The 24,209-nt window shown below is 48.6% G+C and carries 20 protein-coding genes and 1 other RNA gene; 16 read left to right on the forward strand and 5 right to left on the reverse strand.

Annotated features, from left to right (window positions below; genetic code table 11):
• Window positions 1-54: 54 nt before the first annotated feature.
• Complete coding sequence (locus H8K38_RS01680) at window positions 55-1,362, forward strand: MFS transporter (protein ID WP_186883041.1); 1,308 nt, start codon at window positions 55-57, stop codon at window positions 1,360-1,362.
• A 170-nt stretch (window positions 1,363-1,532) separates the two neighbouring features.
• Here the strand turns inward: H8K38_RS01680 and H8K38_RS01685 are convergent, their stop codons facing one another.
• A complete protein-coding gene (locus H8K38_RS01685; protein WP_186883042.1) occupies window positions 1,533-2,741 on the reverse strand; it encodes a cation:proton antiporter in 1,209 nt (402 codons plus the stop codon).
• 186 nt (window positions 2,742-2,927) lie between these two features.
• Here H8K38_RS01685 and H8K38_RS18315 point away from each other — a divergent pair, with 186 nt between their 5' ends.
• On the forward strand, window positions 2,928-3,701 hold the full coding sequence (locus H8K38_RS18315) for an energy transducer TonB (protein WP_255422789.1): 774 nt from the start codon (window positions 2,928-2,930) through the stop codon (window positions 3,699-3,701).
• Between the two features lie 393 nt (window positions 3,702-4,094).
• Here H8K38_RS18315 and ssrA read toward each other — a convergent pair.
• From ssrA to ompA, 4 genes are all read right to left on the reverse strand, one after another.
• Window positions 4,095-4,455: a transfer-messenger RNA gene (ssrA, locus tag H8K38_RS01695) on the reverse strand.
• Window positions 4,456-4,499: 44 nt separating this feature from the next.
• Window positions 4,500-5,177 carry an HAD family hydrolase gene (locus H8K38_RS01700; RefSeq protein ID WP_223826959.1) on the reverse strand — a complete coding sequence of 226 codons (678 nt, stop codon included), beginning with the start codon at window positions 5,175-5,177 and terminating at the stop codon, window positions 4,500-4,502.
• Window positions 5,178-5,233: 56 nt separating this feature from the next.
• Window positions 5,234-5,938, reverse strand: a complete 705-nt coding sequence (gene ubiG, locus H8K38_RS01705) for a bifunctional 2-polyprenyl-6-hydroxyphenol methylase/3-demethylubiquinol 3-O-methyltransferase UbiG (protein ID WP_186883044.1) — start codon at window positions 5,936-5,938, stop codon at window positions 5,234-5,236.
• Window positions 5,939-6,204: 266 nt separating this feature from the next.
• Entirely contained in the window at window positions 6,205-6,858 is a 654-nt protein-coding gene (gene ompA, locus H8K38_RS01710; RefSeq protein ID WP_186883045.1) for an outer membrane protein OmpA, read from the reverse strand.
• A gap of 699 nt (window positions 6,859-7,557) precedes the next feature.
• Between ompA and gyrA the strand changes: the two genes are divergently transcribed.
• From gyrA to cysM, 14 genes are all read left to right on the forward strand, one after another.
• The gene (gene gyrA, locus H8K38_RS01715) at window positions 7,558-10,224 is read left to right on the forward strand and encodes a DNA gyrase subunit A (RefSeq protein WP_186883046.1); all 2,667 of its coding nucleotides are present in this window, start codon (window positions 7,558-7,560) and stop codon (window positions 10,222-10,224) included.
• A gap of 4 nt (window positions 10,225-10,228) precedes the next feature.
• Window positions 10,229-11,329 carry a 3-phosphoserine/phosphohydroxythreonine transaminase gene (serC, locus tag H8K38_RS01720; RefSeq protein ID WP_186883047.1) on the forward strand — a complete coding sequence of 367 codons (1,101 nt, stop codon included), beginning with the start codon at window positions 10,229-10,231 and terminating at the stop codon, window positions 11,327-11,329.
• Between the two features lie 200 nt (window positions 11,330-11,529).
• Window positions 11,530-12,603, forward strand: a complete 1,074-nt coding sequence (gene pheA, locus H8K38_RS01725; protein ID WP_186883048.1) for a prephenate dehydratase — start codon at window positions 11,530-11,532, stop codon at window positions 12,601-12,603.
• 7 nt (window positions 12,604-12,610) lie between these two features.
• Window positions 12,611-13,528, forward strand: a complete 918-nt coding sequence (locus H8K38_RS01730) for a prephenate dehydrogenase/arogenate dehydrogenase family protein (protein ID WP_186883344.1) — start codon at window positions 12,611-12,613, stop codon at window positions 13,526-13,528.
• A 277-nt stretch (window positions 13,529-13,805) separates the two neighbouring features.
• On the forward strand, window positions 13,806-15,143 hold the full coding sequence (gene aroA, locus H8K38_RS01735) for a 3-phosphoshikimate 1-carboxyvinyltransferase (RefSeq protein ID WP_186883049.1): 1,338 nt from the start codon (window positions 13,806-13,808) through the stop codon (window positions 15,141-15,143).
• A gap of 74 nt (window positions 15,144-15,217) precedes the next feature.
• The gene (gene cmk, locus H8K38_RS01740; protein ID WP_186883050.1) at window positions 15,218-15,898 is read left to right on the forward strand and encodes a (d)CMP kinase; all 681 of its coding nucleotides are present in this window, start codon (window positions 15,218-15,220) and stop codon (window positions 15,896-15,898) included.
• 138 nt (window positions 15,899-16,036) lie between these two features.
• The gene (gene rpsA, locus H8K38_RS01745; protein ID WP_186883051.1) at window positions 16,037-17,743 is read left to right on the forward strand and encodes a 30S ribosomal protein S1; all 1,707 of its coding nucleotides are present in this window, start codon (window positions 16,037-16,039) and stop codon (window positions 17,741-17,743) included.
• A gap of 30 nt (window positions 17,744-17,773) precedes the next feature.
• Window positions 17,774-18,079 carry an integration host factor subunit beta gene (locus H8K38_RS01750; protein WP_186883052.1) on the forward strand — a complete coding sequence of 102 codons (306 nt, stop codon included), beginning with the start codon at window positions 17,774-17,776 and terminating at the stop codon, window positions 18,077-18,079.
• A 151-nt stretch (window positions 18,080-18,230) separates the two neighbouring features.
• Window positions 18,231-18,545, forward strand: a complete 315-nt coding sequence (locus tag H8K38_RS01755; protein ID WP_186883053.1) for a lipopolysaccharide assembly LapA domain-containing protein — start codon at window positions 18,231-18,233, stop codon at window positions 18,543-18,545.
• A 119-nt stretch (window positions 18,546-18,664) separates the two neighbouring features.
• Window positions 18,665-19,840 carry a lipopolysaccharide assembly protein LapB gene (lapB, locus tag H8K38_RS01760; protein ID WP_186883054.1) on the forward strand — a complete coding sequence of 392 codons (1,176 nt, stop codon included), beginning with the start codon at window positions 18,665-18,667 and terminating at the stop codon, window positions 19,838-19,840.
• Between the two features lie 93 nt (window positions 19,841-19,933).
• On the forward strand, window positions 19,934-21,307 hold the full coding sequence (locus H8K38_RS01765) for a UDP-glucose/GDP-mannose dehydrogenase family protein (protein ID WP_186883055.1): 1,374 nt from the start codon (window positions 19,934-19,936) through the stop codon (window positions 21,305-21,307).
• Window positions 21,308-21,318: 11 nt separating this feature from the next.
• Window positions 21,319-22,242: a D-glycero-beta-D-manno-heptose-7-phosphate kinase gene (gene rfaE1, locus H8K38_RS01770; protein WP_186883056.1), complete on the forward strand. Its 924-nt coding sequence runs from the start codon at window positions 21,319-21,321 to the stop codon at window positions 22,240-22,242.
• A gap of 131 nt (window positions 22,243-22,373) precedes the next feature.
• Complete coding sequence (locus H8K38_RS01775; RefSeq protein ID WP_186883057.1) at window positions 22,374-22,898, forward strand: helix-hairpin-helix domain-containing protein; 525 nt, start codon at window positions 22,374-22,376, stop codon at window positions 22,896-22,898.
• A 278-nt stretch (window positions 22,899-23,176) separates the two neighbouring features.
• Window positions 23,177-24,079: a cysteine synthase CysM gene (gene cysM / locus H8K38_RS01780; RefSeq protein ID WP_186883058.1), complete on the forward strand. Its 903-nt coding sequence runs from the start codon at window positions 23,177-23,179 to the stop codon at window positions 24,077-24,079.
• Window positions 24,080-24,209 lie beyond the last annotated feature (130 nt).

Raw genomic sequence — 24,209 nt, forward strand, 5'->3', positions numbered from 1 at the left:
ACCGCACGGTATCAGATGAAATTGGTGACAAGTGAATAAAATGAGAAAGCAGACATGCTAGAGACAAAGTTAAAAAAATCCCCTTTACTGTGGGTGCCAACGACCTATTTCACGATGGCACTGACCTACATGACGCTGACCAGCGTTACTGCCATCATGTTCAAAAACATGGGCATGGATAATGGCAGAGCGGCTGAATATGCGAGTTACCTGATTCTCGCATACACCATCAAGCCGCTGTTCGCCTCATTCGTCGAGATGTACCGTACCAAAAAGGCTTTTGTGATTCTGACTGAAATCGCGATATTTTTTGGCTTTCTGGCGGTTGCACTGGCGATGGCATTACCGAACTATATGGTGTTGCTGATGGGTTTATTCTGGGTCATCTCGTTTCTTGGCGCGACCCAGGATATTGCCGCTGACGGCGTATACGTCACTTCTCTCGATAGCAAAGCCCAGTCTTTATATTGCGGCGTGCAGAGCCTCAGTTGGAATCTTGGTCCTATTATTGCATCCGGTGGCCTGGTGTATCTCAGTGGCAAATTGCATGCAGAATATTTTCATCATGATCCTGCGGTTTTTGGTGCCGATTGGGTGGATGCCTGGCGTGTGATTTTCTTCATCGTTGCTGCGATCACGGTGTTGATGGCGCTGTGGCACTGGCGGATGATGCCGGATGGCGCACGGGCTGAAAATACTCCCACCAATTTTTCTGCGGCAATGGATATTTTGAAAGATTCTTTCGTCAGTTTCTTTCAGAAAAAAGATGTCTGGCTGATGATTGCCTTCGCTTTTTTATTTCGCCTCAGCATAGGTTTTCTGGAGAAAATCGGGCCTTTTTTCATGGTTGATCCTGTCGCCAAAGGCGGGCTAGGGCTCAGTAACGAGCTGCTTGGCATCATCTACGGAACGTATGGCTTACTCGCTGTATTACTTGGATCGTTGTTAGGTGGCTGGTTTGTAGCGCGTCGCGGTTTGCAGCCGACCTTGTTCCTGTTGTGTTGTGCCGTGAATATCCCGAACGTGACTTTCCTGCTCATGAGTATTTATCAACCAGAGAGCTTACTGGTCGTTACTGCAGGTGTCGCGATAGAGAAATTCTTTTTTGGCTTTGGCTCTGTCGGCTTCATGATTTATCTGATGCAGCAATTAGCACCAGGAAAATACACCACAACGCACTACGCATTCGGCACTGGCCTGATGGGACTTTGCATGATGTTTACCGGTGTGATCAGCGGTCATTTACAGCAAATGCTTGGATACAAGAGCTACTTTGTTTTTGTAATGCTGGCGACGATTCCTTCGTTTATTGTCTGCTGGCTGGCACCTTTTCATCAAAAGGAGAGCGGTGCAACCGATTGAATAAAGCGTCGTATGCAGGTTGTTCGTCGCTGTTAATGAAGTTTCAGAGATTATAAAAAATGAAAAACGTCTCGTCCCAACCGGGTCGTTTTAACGCTTCAATATCCCCTCTTTAAGCCGCCTCTGAGCGGCTATTTTTTTTGACCGATGCCTGCCAGGCGACGATCACTTTACTCTTTAAAGATCACTGATTTAAATTGTTTTAGCTTCGGGTGCACCATGGGCACAGTCAGCATCGTACTGCCTATCGCCATCAGTAACAGCGCGGTAAATGTTTCATTGGTGATGATGTGTTTATCCAGCAGGATGTTGGCGAAGATAATCATGATCAGTGCTTTGGTTTGCAGCAGCCAGCCAATAATGGAAGCCTCTCCTTTTTCCCAGTGGAGTATTTTTCCCGCAAGGTGAATACCGGCTAATTTACCGCCAACCGATGCCAGCAATAACAATGCTGCCGCAATGAAGACCGCTGTTCCGCCAAGATCCCAATTGGTGCGTAGACCCGTACTCAGGAAAAATACTGGCATGATGGTCAGTAACACATGCTCACGCAACAGATCCATCTTACTTTGGTCAAACCAGTGTGCATCCATGACCGCACCGGAAAGAAATGCGCCGACCATAAAATGCAAACCTGCCCAATCCGCGGCAAAACTACAAGCGGCAAGCCAGATCAGGCTGACATACCAGCGATCACGTTCAGATAGCTTCACCATCAATTTGCGGAAGCCGATCGTGGCCAAGGCAAACAGAAACAGAAACCCCAGTTGGCGGCCGACGCGCGTCCAGTCCATAAGAATAATCGCGAGGACAGCCCAGATCGCAATATCGTCCAGACTGGCGTAACGCAAGATGCGCTGACCGATTGCTTGTCGCAAAATCGTTAACTTTTCCATGAGCAGAATTAGTATCGGTAGCGCAGTCACCGCGCAAGCCATTCCGATACCCAGAACAAATTGCCATGAATGTGCATTTGCGCCTTGCCAACCGTCAAACTTAAGTAAGCAGATGGCTGCAATGCTGCCAAATAAGAGTGGCATACCGAGTGCCAGACTGCCGGTAACGAAGCTTTCCCGTCTGTGTTCCCAGACTTTCTTCAGATCGAGTTCGATACCGGCGATCATGACAAAAATCATCACAGCCCACCACGCGATTCCGTTCAGCGACTGAATGATTTGTGCGTTAAAAACGAATTGATAATAGTCGGGAAAAATCCGACCAAGGACACCCGGCCCCATCAGTATGCCGGCGATGATTTGTATGACGACCAGCGGTGCAAAGTAATCTGTTTTGCCAAGACGCCAGATTAAATATGGAAGGCTGAAAATGAGCAATATCGCGATTAAAAAAATCTCTGTCATGCTCATAGGTAAGTTCATTGTTATCCTAAAATTGAACGACGATTTTGAGTTTATAAAATTCAAATCTTAATGTTGCAAATAAAATCACTTAAATAAGTTATGATATTATAAATATAAGTTATATTTAAATTCCTCAAAATCAGAATAAAAATCTGTCATGAAGGTTGTCTGCTCGCTATAACAATTGAACCACGGCTATCATTTATGAAATTTAGAAATATCTTATTTTTGTGTATTTTAATAAATACCCAAATGGTGTCTGCAGAAACACCCTTGGTAGATAAAGTTGAAAAAACAACCCAAATTTCGAAAATGCAATTGGCAGAAAATTTGGTAATGCAGCTGAATTTGTTGAACGAATGCCAAAAAACAATTCCTTACCAGCTAAGTAAACTTACGGAGTTGGTTGATTATATGAATCAAACTTACGCAAAGTATCAGCTATTAATCGACCGTGAGACGACACTATCTAAGGCTTCTGCCAATTATGATGTCAGTCAATTAAATTTGGCCAAGAAAGATCTTGATTATTTAGCCGAAAACTTTGGATTCCTTAGTGTTATGTACAGAAATCTTGGTGGTACTGACAAGTTAATGAAATCTGTAAAACGATTGGCGAATCCCTGCCTATCCATCGAGGCAGAAGTTAAATTAATCGCTGCACAGCAGAAGAATCTTGACGATAATGAAGCTTCTGCATATGTCGTATCACGAATAAATTTCGAAAGCTGCATTTCTCCTGGATATCCTAGAATGTCGCTCAGAAATGGCGAGATTGGTACTGTAGGGTTAATGTTTCTTATTGAGCCTGACGGTACCGTTGCACATGCTTTAAATCGAATTTCTTCAGGCTACCCTTTGCTAGACTTTTCGGCTCTAGATAATGCGAAATTGTGTAAATTCAAGCCAGCGACTTTGAATGGAGTTCCCCAGCGAGGCTGGGCATATGCTAATTTTGATTTTAAGCTGCCGGATTGACACATTGAAATTTATTCTTGATGGAAGTTTTTACGAATCAACTCGAATGAATTGCATTTAAGCGCAGAGGTGGAGTCAAAACGCCATGCACGCCCCGCGCCTCGATGCCTAGCAAGAGATAAAGACCTCTACCATCGTGAAGCTGCTTTTTGCCGTTGTAGGTAGTGTCACTTTCTTTTGGCGATCTGAGTGTTGTATCTGATAGAAGCTCTTTCGCCATTACCCCCCCTGGTGCAGTAACTTTTATAAACAGTAACCGCAGAATCAGGTTTACTGCGTTAGTTACTGCATATCAGCATTGCAGTTACTGGTTAACAATGGGCAATAAAAAACCCGCTCTCCTATGAGGAAGGGCGGGTTTTAGTCAAACTTTGTGATGCATTTGCAGTATTCTGGTGGAGTCGGCGGGAATCGAACCCGCGTCCAGAAGCACTCTACAGACAGTTCTACATACTTAGTGCTGCCATTTAATTTAATCCAGACGACGCGGACGCACACGCTGCGGCTGGACGAGTTACCTTTGATTTAATCCCGAGCCAAGTAACCCGATTCAGGACGATTCCCTATGAATGACTCTACTGCTGTTGCCAGCCCGCCCTAGGGAAGAGGCGGTGTAGAGTTAGCAAGCAATTAAGCTGCTAATGCGTACGAGTTATCGTTTGCAGTTATATAGTTCAGATTGTATTTACGAGGTAGTCTGGCCTCGGTATGCCCTGCGCTGCTTTGCAACCCCTGTCGAAACCAGGTCGACCCCAAAGCTTTGCTAGTATAACCTATATGCGGTGTCGCACGAAAAATTCAAGAGGGGATGACTTGTAAATGTTTAGCTCTGATTAATTCCAGTAATTCGAGCGGACTGTCGATGATGGCATCTGCTTTCCATTGCTTCGGCTCGGTGGCACCACAATATCCCCAGGCAGCGGCGATACTGGTCATACCAGCGGCTTCAGCAGCCTGAATATCCCGCAAATCATCACCGATGTACCAGCAATGTTCTGAGCGTATGCCTAGTCGTCTTGCACCTTCCAGTAAGGGAGCCGGATGTGGTTTCGCATGAGGCGTCGTATCCCCGGAAATCACGCAGCGGGCTTCCTGAAGGTCAAGCAAAGAGATCAACGGTTTGGTAAAACGCGTCGCTTTATTTGTCACTATGCCCCATGTCAGGCTCAGGGCGTTCAACCCATGCAGCAGCGTCGTGACATGTTCAAATAAGCGGCTGTGTACCGCCATTGCACATTCATATTGATTCAAAAATTCAATGCGCATCGATTCATAATTCGCATCTTCAGGCGTGATATTAAAACCCGCTGCCAGTAAGCCACGGGCGCCGGCAGAAGCAAATGGTCTTAGGCTGAGATAATGTACGGGAGCTAAGCTACGGCGTACGCGCATAGCATTAATGGCAGCAGCCAGATCTGGCGCGGTATCGGCTAAGGTACCATCGAGATCGAATAAAATTGCTTGAGGATTGTGCATAGGCGAATTGGTAAACGTACAAACGGAACTCGGTGTCCGTTTGTACATGATCAGATTTAGGCTGGCTTGGTGCAGGCAATCATGTAGTTGACGCTGGTATCGTTATTCAATGAATAGATTTTTGTCAGCGGATTGTAGCTCAAACCTTTCATGGCATTTAATTCAAGACCCGCATTGCGAACATCTTGCGAAAGTTCTGCCGGAGTGATGAATTTTGCATAGTCGTGCGTACCTTTTGGCAATAATTGCAAAACGTACTCAGCACCAAGAATTGCGAACAGATACGATTTGACATTACGGTTCAAGGTGGAGAAAAAGACATGCCCACCTGGTTTCAATAGTTTTGTGCAGGCCCGAATGATGGATGATGGATCAGGGACGTGTTCCAGCATTTCCATGCAAGTGACAACGTCGTACTGACCAGCTTCCGCTTCGGCCATCTCTTCGGCGGGGATATTTTTATAACGTACGCTGACGCCTGATTCTAAACCGTGCAAGTCGGCCACTTTCAGTGCTTTTTCTGAAAGATCGATGCCAGTAACAATGGCTCCCTTTTTTGCCATCGATTCGGCGAGTATGCCGCCACCACAGCCGACATCAATGACATTTTTACCTGATAGCGGAACCCGTTGATTAATCCATTCCAGACGCAGCGGGTTAATTTCATGTAAAGGGCGGAACTCTGAACTTGGATCCCACCAGCGATGAGCGAGGTCACTGAATTTCTGAATTTCTGCTGGATCTGCATTTAGTGTCGGCATGATGTGTGCGGATATTTCTGTGTTGAGAGGGGATAGATTAATGGCGTATTGTAGGCGATCCGGATATTTACCGCACTTAGTCAGATCAAGACAAGTACAGTTTCAGGATCTTCTTCGGTAGCTGTGTTTGTTGCAGGGGTATTGAGGTTCTATTTAATCTATTCTTATGGCGTATTTTTGCGGGGTAAATGCAGATTTGGTACGAGAAACAAAAAGTAAAAAACCCCGCCGAAGCGGGGTTTTTACATAATTAAAACGGAGTTTAATTATTTGTTACGTGTACCAACAACTTCGATTTCTACGCGGCGGTTTTTAGCGCGGCCTTCTGCTGTTTTGTTATCAGCAACTGGTTGTTTTTCGCCTTTGCCTTCAGTGTAAACACGGTTAGCTTCGATACCTTTGCTTACCAAGTAAGCTTTAACTGCTTCTGCGCGGCGGATAGACAGTTTTTGGTTGTATGCATCTGTACCAACGGAGTCAGTATGACCAACAGCGATAACAACTTCCAGATTGATCGATTTCAATTTAGAAACCATATCGTCGAGCTGAGTTTTACCTTCAGCTTTCAATACTGATTTGTCGAAGTCAAACAATGCGCTGGCAGCGAAAGTCACTTTTTCAGATGTTGGAGCAACAGGAGCAACAACAGGAGCTGGTGCAGGAGCCGCAACAGGAGCAGGAGCAGCAACAGGAGCTGGAGCAGCTTCTTTTACCAATGGAGCGTCGCAACCTGGCACTGCATCAGCAGGTGTCCAGTAGCCAGTACGCCAGCACAGACCGAATGCATCACGAACAATGACGCCACGACCATCTTGTACATAAGCACTGTGTGGTGTGTTCGCTTTGATGTCTTGTTGTGCGGATGCAGAAAAGGAAGCAACTGCGGACGCTGCGATAACGAGCTTAACTAGAATTTTCATATTTATCCTCTCGACTGAGATTTAATTATCGCAGATAAACTGCGCAAATTACTGCTTAAAACCTGATGATACCACGCGCTTGATGACATTACTATTTCGTCAAACGAACAACGCTGTTATTAATCAATATTTTGCCATAGATAACGTCAATCCGGCATGACTTGTTAAATCGCTAAAGTAACACTTCGTTAAATATGTCGTGCATGGGCAACAATTGCACAGCGGTTTTCAGGTGAAATCCACTTAAGAAATTGCAAAAAAATAACTTGCTTTGATGAACGCACTTATTGAATTTATCGATTTTGGGGTGTTTTCGATTGTCAGAGTCAGTTTGTTGACTTCTTATTGATAGTCGAGATGGCGAAAATTATTCAAGTAATTTGCCTTGTGTTGCTGTCAGGTTGTTTATTGGTAATGAATCCTTAATCTCATGGGAATATTTTCTCGGACACGATCTGACGCCAGAGCTTAGGCTCCGCAATTGCTTGGGGGTATTTGTGTTTTGCTATTTTGTGACGTTTGGCCTGTTGAGCATGGTAAAATCAAGAGCTAAACATTCGAAAAAACGTGCCATTGACTTTCGTATTGCTTCTGTGAAAGCGATGTTTTGCTGACATGGTGCATTACGGCACTACGATTAGCAGCGACTGTTTTTCGTGATGTTATCATTTAACCAAGCTCTAATTTGCCGGCATGCCAATGGATCAATTCGCAAAAGAAACACTCCCGATTTCCCTTGAAGAAGAAATGCGCAAGAGCTACCTCGATTACGCGATGAGCGTGATTGTTGGTCGAGCCTTGCCGGATGTGCGTGATGGCTTGAAGCCTGTGCATCGACGCGTTTTATTCGCGATGCATGAGATGAACAATGTCTATAACCGTCCATTCGTCAAATGCGCGCGCGTTGTCGGTGAGGTCATGGGTAAATACCATCCGCACGGCGATGCTTCTATTTATGACACATTGGTACGTATGGCGCAGGATTTTTCCTTGCGCTACACGCTGGTCGATGGTCAGGGTAACTTCGGTTCCATTGATGGCGACAGTGCCGCTGCGATGCGTTACACCGAATGTCGCTTAGATAAAATTGCTAACGAAATCCTGGCGGATATCGAAAAAGAAACGGTCGATTTCGTACCGAACTATGACGGTAAAGAAAAAGAACCGTCGGTTTTGCCTACCCGTATTCCTAACTTACTGATCAACGGTGCCTCTGGTATCGCGGTCGGTATGGCGACCAATATTCCGCCGCACAACATCACTGAAATTATCAATGGTGCCCTGCACTTATTGCGGAATGATGATTGCACGATAGATGAGCTGATAGAGATTATCCCTGCACCGGATTTCCCTACCGGCGGCATTATCTATGGTGTTTCCGGTGTGCGTGACGGTTACCGCACTGGTCGCGGTCGTGTCGTGATGCGTGCGAAAACGCATTTTGAGGAATTTGGCAAAGAGAATCGTACCGCGCTGATCATTGATGAGCTGCCGTATCAGGTCAATAAAAAATCTTTGCTTGAGCGTATTGCAGAATTAGTGCGCGATAAAAAGCTCGACGGCATTTCAGATATCCGCGACGAATCTGATAAATCCGGTATGCGCGTGGTGATTGAGCTCAAACGTGGTGAAGTGCCGGATGTTGTGCTGAATAATCTGTATAAGCAGACACAATTGCAGGACACTTTCGGTATGAATATGGTGGCGCTGGTCAATGGCCAGCCTAAGCTGCTGAACCTGAAAGAGATGTTGTCGTGCTTCCTGTCACATCGCCGCGAAGTTGTTACGCGTCGTACCGTGTTTGAGTTGCGCAAAGCGCGCGAACGCGGTCATGTGCTCGAAGGCCTGGCAGTAGCATTGGCGAATATCGACGACTTCATCGCTATCATCAAAGCGGCGCCGACACCTCCACTGGCGAAACAGGAATTGATGACGCGCGCCTGGGATAGCTCCATGGTACGTGAGATGCTGACGCGCACTGCTGCTGATAATCCTGGTGGTATTGACGCTTTCCGTCCGGAGAGTTTGCCTAAGCATTACGGTATTCAGCCGGATGGCCTGTACAAATTATCCGATGATCAGGCGCAGGAAATTTTGCAAATGCGTTTGCAACGTCTGACTGGCCTGGAGCAGGATAAGATCGTCAACGAATACAAAGACGTGATGGCTGAAATCGCCGATTTGCTCGATATTCTGTCTAAGCCTGAACGTGTCACAACGATTATTACGGATGAACTGACACTCGCCAGAAATGAGTATGGCGAAGGAAATAAAGACGTTCGCCGTTCTGAAATTACACACAACGCGACCGACCTTGAAACCGAAGATCTGATCACGCCGGTTGATATGGTGGTGACCTTGTCGCACACCGGCTACATGAAATCGCAACCCTTGTCTGAATACCGTGCGCAGAAACGTGGCGGCCGTGGCAAGCAAGCGACTGCAACGAAAGATGATGACTGGATTGAGCAATTATTTGTCGCCAATACCCACGATTACATCCTGTGCTTCAGTAACCGTGGCCGTCTCTACTGGCTCAAAGTATGGGAAGTGCCGCAAGGTTCGCGTAGTTCACGCGGCAAGCCTATCGTGAATATGTTCCCGTTGCAGGATGGCGAAAAAATCACTGTCATTCTGCCTTTGTCGGGTGACAACCGCAGCTTCCCTGAAGACCGTTATATTTTCATGGCAACCAGCCTTGGCACTGTGAAGAAAACACCGCTGGCCGATTTCAGTAATCCACGTAAAGCCGGCATTATCGCGGTGGATCTGGATGACGGCGACTTCCTGATCGGTGCGGCGCTGACCGACGGCAAGCATGATGTGATGTTGTTCTCCGATGCGGGTAAGGCTGTACGTTTCGATGAAAATGATGTGCGTCCTATGGGGCGTACTGCACGTGGTGTGCGCGGCATGAATCTCGATGAAACGCAACAAGTCATCGCCTTGCTGGTGGCGGAAAACGAGCAGCAATCGGTATTGACTGCAACAGAAAATGGCTTTGGCAAACGTACACCGATTACTGAATATACCCGTCATGGTCGCGGTACCAAAGGCATGATTGCGATTCAGACTTCTGAGCGTAACGGCAAAGTTGTTGCTGCGACTCTGGTTGAAACGACCGATGAAATCATGCTGATCACGACCGGTGGCGTTTTGATCAGGACCCGTGTCTCTGAGATTCGTGAAATGGGACGCGCAACACAAGGCGTCACACTGATCGCGGTTGAGGATGGAACTACCTTGTCCGGCTTGCAGCGTATCGTTGAAACGGATGCTGATCAGGATGAAACTGAATCAGGCGCAACGTCTGTCGATGGCGACACTAATGCCGCTGATGACGCGACTGGCGATGTAGCGGAGTAAAACCATGACCACCATCTACAATTTTTCGGCGGGCCCGGCAGTTTTGCCTAAAGAGGTTTTACAGCAGGCTGCTGCAGAAATGCTGGATTGGCATGGCAGCGGTATGTCGGTCATGGAGATGAGTCATCGCGGCGCAGAATTCATGTCCGTCATGGATGCCGCCCAGCGTGATTTACGTGATTTGCTGGCGATTCCGGACAATTACAAAATCTTGTTTTTACAAGGTGGTGGTCTCGGTGAAAATGCCATCGTTCCCATGAACCTGATGGGGCGTCGTCCCGATGCGCCGGTAGATTTCATTCATACTGGCTCATGGAGCGGTAAGTCAATTAAAGAAGCGCAAAAATACGCCACAGTGAATGTGGCGGCATCCGCTGCCAGCAATGGTTTTACGGCAGTTCCGGCAAGAGAAAGCTGGCAGTTGTCGAAAGACGCGGCCTATGTACATCTCTGCACCAATGAAACGATAGACGGTGTTGAATATCATTTCGTGCCAGATGTAGCGGAACAGACCGATGGTGCACCCATTGTGGCGGATATGTCTTCGCATATTTTGTCGCGCGTGATTGATGTGTCTGCCTATGGTGTGATTTTTGGCGGCGCGCAAAAGAATATTGGCCCGGCTGGCCTGACGCTGGTGATCGTGCGCGAAGATTTGCTCGGACATGCTTTGCCTGTATGCCCATCCGCCTTTGACTGGAAAATTGTTGCCGACAACGGCTCCATGTACAACACGCCACCAACCTATGCGATCTATATTGCAGGTCTGGTGTTTCAGTGGTTGAAGCGCCAGGGTGGCGTGGCAGCGATGGAAGCGCAAAACATTGCGAAGGCAACGTTGTTGTATGACTACCTTGATTCCACTGATTTTTATGAAAATCGTGTGGCGAAAGAATGTCGTTCACGTATGAACGTACCGTTTTTTCTGAAAGACGAATCCTTGAATGCTGAATTTCTGACTGCTGCAAAAGCGCAGGGTTTGTTGCAATTGAAGGGGCATAAATCGGTTGGTGGTATGCGTGCTTCGATTTACAACGCGATGCCTCTCGCCGGTGTGCAGGCACTGGTTGGTTTCATGCACGAGTTTGCCAGCGCGCATTCCTGAGTGTAAAAGTAATAGCGTGTAGTCTTCTCCTCAAGCGGCAGCCCTTTCTGAACATGGCATAACCCATCACCTGGAAACCGTGGCGCTGTCGCACCAGATCAAAAGCCTGGTGAGGAATCAAATAATACATAGCGGCAGGCGCGACTATTCACTGTCGTGCGCCGCTGTCACAGTGTACAAAAACGGTTTTTAGGTTAGTTATGAGCGACAACAAATTACTTCCCCTGCGCATTAAGATTGATACGATCGATGCCCAGATTCTCGACTTGCTGAATCAGCGTGCCCGTGTGGCTGAAGAAGTCGGTCACGTCAAAGCCGAAACCAATGCACCGGTGTTTCGCCCTGAGCGCGAGGCGCAGGTATTGCGCGGGGTCGCTGAGCGTAATCCCGGTCCTTTGCTGAACGAAGATATCCAGTTGATTTTCCGCGAAATCATGTCCGCCTGCCGCGCATTGGAACGACGCGTGGTGGTGGCATTTCTCGGGCCGGTCGGCACTTTCAGCGAACAAGCCGTGTACAAGCAGTTTGGCCACGCGATTCAGGCTTTGCCTTGCGTTTCAATTGACGAGGTTTTCCGCGCGACGGAAGCGGGCACGGCAGATTTCGGCGTCGTACCGATTGAAAACTCTTCCGAAGGCGCGATCAATCGCACACTCGATTTATTGCTGCAAACCAGTCTGGCGATCAGTGGCGAACTGGCGATTCCGGTGCAGCACAGTCTGATGAGCAAATCCGGCAACATGGAAGGCGTGAGCCGCATCTGCGCCCACTCGCAGGCATTGGCGCAATGCCAAGCCTGGCTGAATCAGCATTATCCGCATATCGAACGGCAGGCTGTGGCATCGAATGCTGAAGCCGCGCGCATGGCCAGTGGTGATTACACCGTTGCTGCGATCGCCAGTGAAATCGCTGGTACCCAATATAACCTCGGCATTGTCAGCGCACACATTCAGGATGATCCGCATAACCGTACGCGCTTTGCGGTGATTGGCCGTCTGCATACCACACCGAGCGGTAAAGACCAGACCTCGATTGTGCTGGCGACGCCGAATAAAGCCGGTGCTGTTTATGATTTGCTGGCACCCTTATCCAAACACGGCGTTTCGATGACCCGTTTTGAATCGCGTCCCGCCCGCACCGGTAACTGGGAATATTACTTCTATGTCGATGTCGAAGGACACGTCATGGATGAAAGAGTTGCAGCGGCGATGGCTGAGCTTGATGCAAAAGCAGCGTTCTTCAAAGTCCTGGGTTCTTATCCTTGTACGTTGTGAGATCGTGATGGATAAGGTCCCGAATTTTTTTAAGCGTGTTGCGATTTTTGGTGTTGGCCTGATCGGTGGCTCATTTGCGCTGGCATTGAAAAAAGCTGGCGCTGTGCAGCATATCATTGGCGCCGGGCGTAGTCAGGCTTCGCTGGAACGAGCATTGCAGCTCGGTATTATCGACAGCATTGCGACTTCGCCCGAAGCTGCAGTCAAGGATGCTGATCTGGTGTTGATTGCTGCGCCGGTCGCGCAAACCAAAGCAATTCTGGATTCCATACAGCCGTATTTATCGCCAACAACGATTGTTACCGACGCTGGCAGTACCAAATCCGATGTCGTTGATGCCGCAAAAGAAGCGCTGGGCGCAAAGTTGCGCCAGTTTGTCCCTGCGCATCCGATTGCAGGTCGCGAGTTGAATGGGCCAGAAGCGGCACTCGTTGATTTGTATGTCGGTAAAAAAGCGGTGATCACACGCCTGCCGGAAAACAGCGATGCGGATGTGGCGCGCGTTGCCTGGGCATGGCAACAATGCGGCGCGATTATTCATTATCTTGATCCGGCCGGGCATGATGCGGTGTTTGCAGCAGTCAGTCATTTGCCGCACCTGCTTGCTTATGCATTGGTGGACGATATCGCGCGTAAAGAACATGCCGATACCCTGTTTCAATATGCGGCGAGCGGCTTTCGTGATTTCACCCGGATTGCCGGTTCTTCGCCGGAAATGTGGCGCGACATCACGCTGGCAAACCGGCACGCGATGTTGCAGGAACTGGATTCGTACACCGCGCGTCTGGCGGTGTTGCGCCAGCATTTAGTCAATGCTGATGCAGCGGGTATCGAAGGCATTTATGCAAACGCACAACGCGCCCGTCACAACTGGATTTCCGCGATTGAAGCCGCAGAAAAGCAGCAGCGTGAAGGTGGCGATTAACATCGGTAATGTTCTCGGCTTCATCCCGGATGACGACGGACGAATTCTGATCTGTTCAGATTGCCACTGATCGGGGTTCATCTGTCATTCGTCTGTTATTCTTTTAGGATCGATGAAAGGTTGTCCCGGCAAGACATGGCGACGAAGACAGTACGAATAGTACGGCGAGGAGTCATAACGCCGCTGGGGCGGTTTTACATCAATCCTGTCTTTGTCGAAAATAAATTATCTGCATTCCGGATCAGGTTCCGGATGCTTTCCGAATAAGTTCATCACTATGACGCAACAAAGCAAACACTATCCGCCATACATTGATTTGCAGCCAATAATGCAGGTGCAGGGCACGGTGCGCTTGCCCGGCTCCAAGAGTATTTCCAATCGCACCTTGTTGCTCGCAGCACTGGCGCAGGGGACGACGGAAATCAAAGATTTACTGGCGTCCGACGATACGCTGGTGATGCTGAACGCCTTGCAGCAACTGGGCGTGCATTGGGAGCAAGAAGGTGACAGCCAGAACTACACGGTCCGCGGTGTTAACGGTCAGCTTCCCCGCCATCAGGCCGATCTGTTCATGGGAAATGCGGGCACTGCGATTCGCCCATTGGTCGCGACGCTGGCTGTGCTGGGTGGTGATTACACCGTGCATGGCGTCGCGCGTATGCATGAGCGGCCGATTGGCGATCTGGTCGATGCCCTGAATGCCGCCGGAGCGCAGGTTGAGTACACCGGCAATCCTGGCTATCCGCCTTTACACATTCGTCGTGGTCATATTCATGCGCAGCGTTTACAAGTCAAAGGCAATGTCTCCAGCCAGTTTCTGACGGCCTTGCTGATGGCGGCGCCATTAATGGCGAAAGAGCATGACATCGTGATTGATGTCGTTGGTGAATTAATTTCCAAGCCGTATATTGAAATCACGTTGAATCTGATGCAGCGTTTTGGTGTTGCCGTCGAACGCGATGGCTGGCAGGCGTTCACCATCAAACGCGGGCAGCATTATGTGTCGCCGGGCGTGGTGCATGTTGAGGGGGACGCTTCGTCTGCTTCCTACTTTCTGGCCGCTGGCGCCATTGCAGGCGGGCCGGTGCGGGTGGAAGGCGTCGGCCGCGACAGCATACAGGGCGATGTCCGCTTTGCTGAGGCGCTGGAAAAAATGGGGGCAACCATCACCCGTGGCGATAACTGGATAGAAGCCACGTCGAATGGCGCATTGCAGGCGATAGACATGGATTTTAATCATATTCCTGACGCCGCGATGACGATCGCAATGGCGGCCTTGTATGCAAATGGCACTACAACGCTGCGCAATATTGCGAGCTGGCGCGTCAAAGAGACGGATCGTCTGTCGGCGATGGCGACAGAATTAAGGAAACTCGGCGCAACCGTGGAAGAGGGCGCGGATTGCATGCGCGTCACGCCACCGGCGCAGATCTTGCCCGCGACCATCGATACCTATGATGATCACCGTATGGCGATGTGCTTTTCGCTTGCCAGTCTGGATGGCAAGGCGCGGCGCGGCGCAGCGATGCGGATTAACGAACCGCATTGCGTCGCCAAGACTTTCCCTGATTATTTTGAGGTTTTTGCCAAAATCAACCATCAGGAGCTGTTTTAATACTCCCCCCAGTATATAAAAACGGCCTTTGTTTATGCCGACAATAGAGCAAAATTGAAGGATACTCCCCCAAAATGACAAATAAGTATGCCGTAATTACGATTGATGGGCCGACTGCTTCCGGTAAAGGAACCGTCGCCCATCGCGTTGCCAAACATCTGGGTTTTCATTATCTCGATTCTGGCGCGTTGTACCGTTTAACTGCCCTGATGGCGCAACGCAAAAATGTCTCGCTTGACGATGAAACCAGCATTGCTGCATTGGCACGCGCCTTGCCCTGTCGTTTCGTTCACGGCCACGTCATGCTGGAAGACGACGATGTGACTGACGATGTGCGCGCCGAAGCGATAGGCGTTGCCGCATCACGCATTGCCGTGTTGCCGGAAGTCCGCAAAGCTTTGGTGGACTTGCAATTGTCGTTCCGCAATACTCCCGGCCTGGTGGCGGACGGGCGCGACATGGGCAGCGTGATTTTCCCCGATGCCAGTCTCAAAATTTTCCTGACAGCAAGTGCCGAGGCGCGCGCGAGTCGTCGATATAAGCAATTGATTGAAAAGGGAATTTCTGCTAATATGGAAGACTTGGTAAAAGATTTGATGGAACGTGATGCGAGAGACAGTACCCGCGCAGCCGCTCCACTCAAACCTGCATCAGGTGCAATTATTCTGGATACCTCAGAAATTACTGCTGAACAAGCGGTGAATCAGGTGCTGGAATGGTATGCAGAAGCACAGGAAAGCAAGTCGTCTCAATAGTAAGACTGTTTGATTGCTGAATGTGCGAGTAAGTCCCTTTGATAAAGCAAGTTTATTGAAGGGTTGTTCAACCTAACCCGGTAAACAGCGCCTTTGTTCTGTTCCGGCTAACTCAAAAATATTATGTCTACTGTATTCATGTCCCAAGATTTCGCAACCGGTGCAGACAGCTTCGCAGCTTTGTTCGAAGAGTCCCTGTCACGTCAGGATATGCGTTCCGGTGAAGTGATTTCTGCTGAAGTCGTTCGTATCGACCACAACTTCGTGATCGTGAACGCAGGCTTGAAGTCTGAAGCCTTCATCCCTGTTGAAGAATTCAAAAACGACCAGGGCGACCTGGAAGTTAATATCGGCGATTTCGTTTCCGTAGCGATTGATTCGCTGGAAAACGGTTTCGGCGACACTATCCTGTCCCGTGACAAAGCAAAACGTCTGGCATCCTGGCTCGCGCTCGAAAAAGCGCTGGAGTCTGGCGAGATCGTTACTGGTACAGTTAACGGCAAAGTTAAAGGTGGTCTGACTGTTCTGACGAACGGCATCCGCGCTTTCTTGCCAGGTTCTTTGGTTGATACACGCCCAGTGAAGGATACAACTCCTTACGAAGGCAAAACCATGGAATTCAAAGTCATCAAGCTCGACCGCAAGCGTAACAACGTTGTGCTGTCCCGCCGCGCTGTTGTTGAAGCGTCTATGGGCGAAGAGCGTCAAAAACTGATGGAAACCCTGAAAGAAGGCACAGTGGTTACTGGTATCGTTAAAAATATCACTGACTACGGCGCGTTCGTTGATCTGGGTGGCATCGATGGCTTGTTGCACATCACTGATCTGGCATGGCGTCGTGTACGTCACCCTTCCGAGGTGTTGACAGTTGGTCAGGAAATCACTGCAAAAGTATTGAAATTCGACCAAGAGAAAAACCGTGTGTCCCTGGGCGTAAAACAATTGGGCGACGACCCATGGACAGGCTTGTCCCGTCGTTACCCAGCGAACACACGTCTGTTCGGTAAAGTAACTAACCTGACCGACTACGGTGCGTTCGTTGAAGTCGAACAAGGTATCGAAGGACTGGTTCACGTTTCCGAAATGGACTGGACTAACAAAAACGTTGCACCAAACAAAGTTGTTCAATTGGGCGACGAAGTTGAAGTTATGGTTCTGGAAATCGACGAAGAACGTCGTCGTATCAGCCTGGGCATGAAACAGTGCAAAGCTAATCCTTGGGATGATTTCGCGATCAACCACAAGAAAGGTGACAAAGTTCGCGGCGCGATCAAGTCCATCACTGATTTCGGCGTATTTATCGGTTTGTCTGGCAACATCGATGGTCTGGTACATTTGTCTGATCTGTCCTGGAACGAAACAGGCGAAGAAGCAGTACGTCGCTTCAAGAAAGGTGACGAACTGGAAGCCATCGTTCTGGCGATCGACGTTGAGCGTGAGCGCGTTTCCCTGGGTGTTAAACAACTCGAAGGCGACCCATTCAATAACTACTGCGCAATGAACGACAAAGGCGCAATCGTTACTGGTACAGTGAAATCTGTTGAGCCAAAAGGCGCAGTGATCCAACTGGCTGACGACGTTGAAGGCTACCTGCGTGCATCCGAAATCTCCCGCGATCGCGTGGAAGATGCTGGTACACATCTGAAAGTCGGCGACAGTGTTGAAGCGTTGGTGTTGAACATCGACCGTAAAGCACGTGGTATCCAGTTGTCTATCAAAGCAAAAGACAGCGCTGAAACACAAGAAGCAATGCAAAAAATGTCTACTGCTGTAGATTCCAATGCAGCTTCCGGTACTACCAGCCTGGGCGCGTTGTTGAAAGCTAAACTCGACAACAAAAACTAAGCTCAATCTCAGTCATAAGGTTTTATAAATATGACGAAGTCGGAGCTGATAGCTCGTCTGGCGGAGCGATATCCACAACTGGTTGCAAAAGATGTGGATGTCGCTGTCAAAACCATCTTAGATGCAATGACCGATGCTCTGGCAACAGGGCAGCGGATAGAGATCAGGGGTTTTGGCAGTTTTTCTCTGAACAGTCGTCCACCACGGATAGGTCGTAATCCTAAATCTGGTGACAAAGTGATGGTGCCTGAAAAACGGGTACCGCATTTCAAACCGGGTAAAGAATTGCGCGAACGTGTCGATGCCATGGTTGGGCAGCCGATACACGATGACTAGACGGGTCATCGGGCCTCGCGATTGATGCAAATTAAAAAACGGTATATCGGTTTTTCCGGTATGCCGTTTTTTTTCAGTACAATGGTCGCTTTGCAGACACAGTAAAGCAACAGCGTTCGTTAATGCCGCTTTTACTCATTAGGATGTAACCATGAAATATATTTCCAGATTGCTTGCTGCGATACTTTTCGTCATCTTTTTTGGCTTTGCCTTAAAGAATGATCAGATCGTCACGCTTCAGTATTTCTTCGGTTATCAACAATCAGCACCTTTGGTGATTATGCTGTTGGTTTTTTTCGTAGCGGGTGCCGTGTTGGGCGCTCTGGCGATGGTTCCTATGGTGTTCAGACACCGTCGTGATCTCTCTCGTCACAAGAAAACGCTGGCGGAAATTGAGAAAGAGCGTCTGCTTGCCGAGCAGGCAAGTATGCAGGCACCACAACCAGATAGTGTCCGGAACGATTAGTCTTCACGTGCCTGCTTTACCCTGAAATGTGAATGCAGAGAGGAACGAAGCTGGTCTCTCGCTGACATTATTCAGGCAGATACTTACTATCTTGAAAAACATTACAGAAAATAAGAAAAATGGAATTTGAAATTTGGTGGTTGCTTGGCATCCCCTTGTTTTTTACTCTTGGCTGGCTGGCTGCCCGGATCGATATCCGCCAGTTGCTCTCCGAGTCGCGCAGCCTGCCGCGTGGCTATTTTAAGGGGCTTAATTTTTTACTCAACGAACAGCCAGATAAAGCAATTGATGCATTTATCGATATTGTTCGTCTTGATCCTGAAGCTGTTGAATTGCATTTTGCGTTGGGAAATTTATTTCGCCGCCGTGGTGAAACCGAGCGCGCAATTCGTGTGCATCAAAATCTCGTCCAGCGCCCTGATTTGCCTTCCGATCAAAAGACGCAGGCAATGTTCGAGCTGGGGCAGGATTACTTAAAAGCAGGCTTATTAGATCGTGCTGAGGAAACATTTAATCAGCTTGTTTCCGGACCTTTTGAAGTACAGGCTCGCCGTGCTTTGCTCGAAATTTATCAGCGCGAAAAAGAATGGGCACGTGCGATAGACGCAGCATACGCGTTGCAAGAAGCAGGTGCCGGTGGCAGACAAAAAGAGATCGCGCAGTTTTATTGTGAAATTGCGCAGGATGAGCTGGCGCGCTGCAATACTGAGGCAGCGCTTGCCGTATTAGAAAAAGCGCTGGCGATAGACCGTTTGAGTGTCCGTGCCGTGATATTGATGGGCGACGTCTATCAGTCAATCGGTGAAACAGAAAAAGCTGTTACTGCCTGGTTGCGTGTTGAGCAGCAAAGTGTGCCGCACGTGGCGCTGGTTGCGCAACGCCTGATGGATGCATATCGTAAGCTGGAGCGCCCGCAGGAAGGCCTGAATCTGTTGAAAAATTATCTCGAAGAAGCACCGTCTGTGGATCTGCTCGAGGTGGTCTTTAAAGCGACGATAGAGCTTGATACGGTAGCGGCAGCAAATCAACTGGTTAGTGATGAATTACGCAGAACACCAACTTTGCTCGGGCTGGAAAAATTACTGGACGCCCGTTTGATTGAGGTTTCTCCGGAGTTCCGGCCAGAACTGTCGCTGGTCAAAAATCTGGTACATGGTTATGCGCAGAAATTGTCACGCTATCAGTGTTCTCATTGTGGCTTTAAGACGAGGCAGTTTTACTGGCATTGTCCAGGTTGCAGTCGCTGGGAGACTTATCCGCCGCGACGTACAGAAGAGTTAAATGTAATGAATTAATTGTATTCCTCTGCATACGGCATCTTGTTCGTATCAAGGAACGATGGCTCTCGCAGGAATACGGCACTATTTATTTGGGACTGAGATCGCAAAATGAAAATTACTATTATTGGTACTGGTTATGTTGGCCTCGTGACGGGTGCCTGTCTCGCGGAATTGGGAAACGATGTATTTTGTCTTGATGTTGATCAGCGCAAAATCGACATCCTGAACAATGGGGAAATTCCTATCCATGAACCCGGACTGGAAGAAGTGGTAGCGCGGAACCGCGCCGCCGGTCGCATCCGTTTTTCGACTGATGTCGAGGCAAGCGTGGCACATGGCGATATCCAGTTTATTGCGGTCGGCACACCTCCCGATGAAGACGGCTCCGCTGATTTGCAATATGTGCTGGCAGCGGCACGTAATATCGGTAAATACATGACCGGCTTTAAAGTCATCGTCGATAAATCGACCGTTCCTGTTGGTACCGCTGATCGCGTCAGCGTTGCTGTGCAAGAGGAGTTGGCTGCGCGCGCAGCAACTGCAACTTTTTCGGTTGTGTCCAATCCTGAGTTCCTGAAAGAAGGAGCCGCAGTTGAGGATTTTATGCGTCCAGATCGTATTGTGATTGGTTGCGACGCGACACCTCAGGGTGAAAAAGCGCGCGATATGATGAAAAAGTTGTACACACCATTTAATCGCAATCGCGAACGCACTTACTGGATGGATGTTCGTTCCGCCGAATTCACGAAATATGCAGCAAATGCGATGCTGGCGACGCGTATTTCGTTTATGAATGAACTCGCCAATCTGGCTGATCATGTTGGTGCTGATATCGAAGCCGTACGCCACGGGATAGGCTCTGACCCCCGTATCGGCCATAGTTTTTTATATGCGGGCTGTGGTTATGGCGGATCTTGCTTTCCAAAAGACGTACAGGCACTGGAACGTACTGCGCAGGACTATGGTCTGAACCTGTTGATTTTGCAGGCGGTTGAAGAAGTGAATGCGCGCCAGAAGCAAATTCTTGGTGCCAAGATCATGCAGCGCTTTGACAATCAGATTGTCGGTAAACATTTTGCAATCTGGGGTCTCGCATTTAAGCCAAACACGGATGATATGCGTGCTGCCTCATCGCGCGTGTTAATCGGTGAATTGCTGCGCAATGGCGCGACGGTGGCTGTCTACGATCCTGTCTCTATGGATGAAGCTAAACGCGTGTTTGAACTCGATTTTTATGACGCACCGGAATTACTCGCATCGATCCGTTACGCTGAAAACCCTATGGATGCGCTGAATGACGCAGACGCGTTGGCGATCGTTACGGAATGGAAGGCTTTCCGCAGCCCTGATTTTGATCAGGTTAAGCAGCGTTTGAAACAGGCAGTGATTTTTGATGGCCGAAATCTGTTTGAACCCGCGGTGATGACAGAACTTGGTATTGAATACCACGGCATTGGCCGTTCCGTACTCACGCGTAAGTGAGGTTGTTTTTGATGAATGAGCAAGTGAAAAAGCAAATTCTGATCGCTGGCGATGTCATGCTTGATCGTTACTGGTTTGGTGAGGTGAACCGGATATCTCCCGAAGCTCCGGTGCCCATCGTTCGCGTCGAGCGTCGTGAAGAACGTCTTGGTGGCGCTGCAAATGTGGCTTTAAATGCAGTTGCTCTTGGCGTGAACGCAGGACTGATGGGCATCATCGGTGATGATGAGGCGGGCAACAGTATTGAAAATCTGTTGAAAAAAGCCGGTATTTCCAGTTACCTCAGCCGCGATAAGCAGATATCAACGATCATCAAGTTACGTGTGATCGGTCGCCAGCAACAACTGATACGTATTGATTTTGAGGAAAAGCCGACAGAAATTGTTCTCAGAGACAAACTGAATCGTTTCAATGCCTTGCTGAGTGCGTATGACGTCGTCATTTTTTCCGATTATGCCAAAGGCGGTCTGATGAATGTGAAGGCGATGATACAAGCCGCAAAGGATGCTGGTAAGCCTGTTCTGGTGGATCCTAAAGGCAGTGATTTCGCCCGCTATGCAGGAGCAACATTATTAACGCCGAATAAATCAGAACTGAAACTGATTATCGGCGAATGGGCGAACGAGGCTGAACTGACTGAAAAAGCACAAAATTTACGGCGTAAATTAGATTTGCAAGGTTTGTTATTGACGCGTTCTGAAGAGGGAATGACCCTATTTACCGAAGAAGATGTCACGCATGTGCCTGCAATGGCTCGCGAAGTCTTTGATGTTTCCGGTGCAGGAGATACCGTCATCGCGACGATGGCAGTGATGATGGCGAATGGTATGCGTATGCAGGATGCCGTAGTGATCGCTAACAGGGCTGGTGGAATAGTGGTTGGCAAACTGGGTACTGCGACCGTGACAAAAGAAGAATTATTCTCAGAGGTGTAGTTTTCTCTCAATCTGGTGAAAATAAGTCAACCCTTATGTGCTTTTACCGTTAATAATCATGTTTCGTTTTCTGGCATTTTAGAAAATGAAACATGATCATTAAAGTTCATCACTTTTTGGGGAGTCTTCATATGTTCAAGAAATTATTATTGGCAGTGGCTGCAATGGTTGCCACCATGGGTTTTGCGTTTGCCGACGTTGATGTCAATAAAGGCGATCAGGCTGCTCTGGATGGAATTAAAGGCATAGGTCCTGCCAAATCCAAGGCGATTATCGAAGAGCGCACAAAAAATGGCAGTTTCAAAGACTGGGCTGATTTCGAAGCACGTGTGAAGGGAATTGGCGATAAAAATTCTACCAAGCTGTCCGAAGCTGGGCTGACCGTGAATGGACAGGCAAAGCCAGGCGCACCAGCTAAACCAGCTGCTGCAGACAAGTCAGCAAGCAAACCTGCAAAAGCAGCAAAAGAACCTAAAGCGGATGCTAAGCCTGCGGATGCACCTGCAAAAGCAACAAAAGCCGATGATAAGGCGACAGAAAAAACACCGGAAAAACCAGTAAAAGCATCAAAAGCAGAGAAAAAAGCAGCGAAAGCAGAAAAAGCGGATGCTACTGAGAAAGCGGCCGCCAGTGCAAAAGAAGGCAAAGCAAAATAATCTGATTAAATAGTCTTATTTTCAGATCTCGATCTTCACCGTCGTCGCCTGTGTTTTACGTAAAAGCCTCCGATTTTGAATCATCGGAGGCTTTTTTATTAGCTTATGCGAATTATGTATAAGGAATATATCTGTTTCTGAATGCTGTCAGCTGCGATATTTACCTGTGAAAACAGTGAGATAGCGCTGTTTTGTGGTCTGACACGCCGCAATAAGCGCCATGCGTCAGAATTCAAGTGCGTTTAGAATAAGCCTGTGTTTCACGACTATTGATAACTATGTCTTACCTGACTATTGAAGACACGATTGGTAACACCCCTTTAGTACGTTTACAAAGAATACCGGGTGAGGAAAATCGGCGTCGCAACAACATTATATTAGGCAAACTGGAAGGTAATAATCCAGCTGGCTCAGTCAAAGACAGACCCGCATTAATGATGATCAGGCGCGCTGAAGAGCGGGGCCAACTGAAACCTGGTGACACCCTGATTGAGGCGACCAGTGGCAATACTGGTATTGCACTGGCGATGGTAGCCGCCATGCGTGGTTACAAAATGATTTTACTGATGCCGGAAAATCTGAGTATCGAGCGTCGTCAGAGTATGGCTGCATACGGTGCCGAGATCATACTGACACCAAAAACCGGCGGCATGGAGTATGCGCGGGATCTGGCCGAACAAATGCAAAAAGAAGGCAAGGGTTTGATTCTGGATCAGTTCGCGAATCCGGATAATCCTCTTGCGCATGTTGAAGGTACCGGACCGGAAATCTGGCGGGATACAAAGGGAAAAGTCACTCATTTTGTCAGCGCAATGGGGACGACCGGAACGATCATGGGAGTTTCTGCTTATCTGAAACAGCAAAATTCGCAGATTCAGATTATTGGCGCACAACCAGAAGAGGGTTCGCAAATCCCCGGTATTCGCAAATGGCCGGAAGCGTACATGCCTAAAATTTTCGATAAAGCCAAAGTTGACCAGGTGGAATCAGTAAGCCAGGGGGATGCCGAGCACATGGCGCGCAGACTCGCTGCGGAAGAGGGAATTTTTTGCGGTATTTCAGCGGCGGGTGCCTGTGAAATTGCACTGAGAATTGCGGAGACAGTAGAAAACGCAACGATCGTGTTTATCGTATGTGATCGCGGCGATCGTTATTTATCGACTGGTGTCTTCCCGGCCTGAGTCTCCGGCAAGTCTGGGTGCAGATACGCTCAGTTAATTTTGTCACACCCCAAAAAAAATACCGAAATTACTCTCACAAGTAGTTTCGGTATTTTGCTTTATCTGTCGCCGGGGATTGCCCGGAAAGCAT

This window comes from Undibacterium sp. FT79W (assembly GCF_014284215.1).
GTDB lineage: Bacteria > Pseudomonadota > Gammaproteobacteria > Burkholderiales > Burkholderiaceae_D > Undibacterium > Undibacterium aquatile.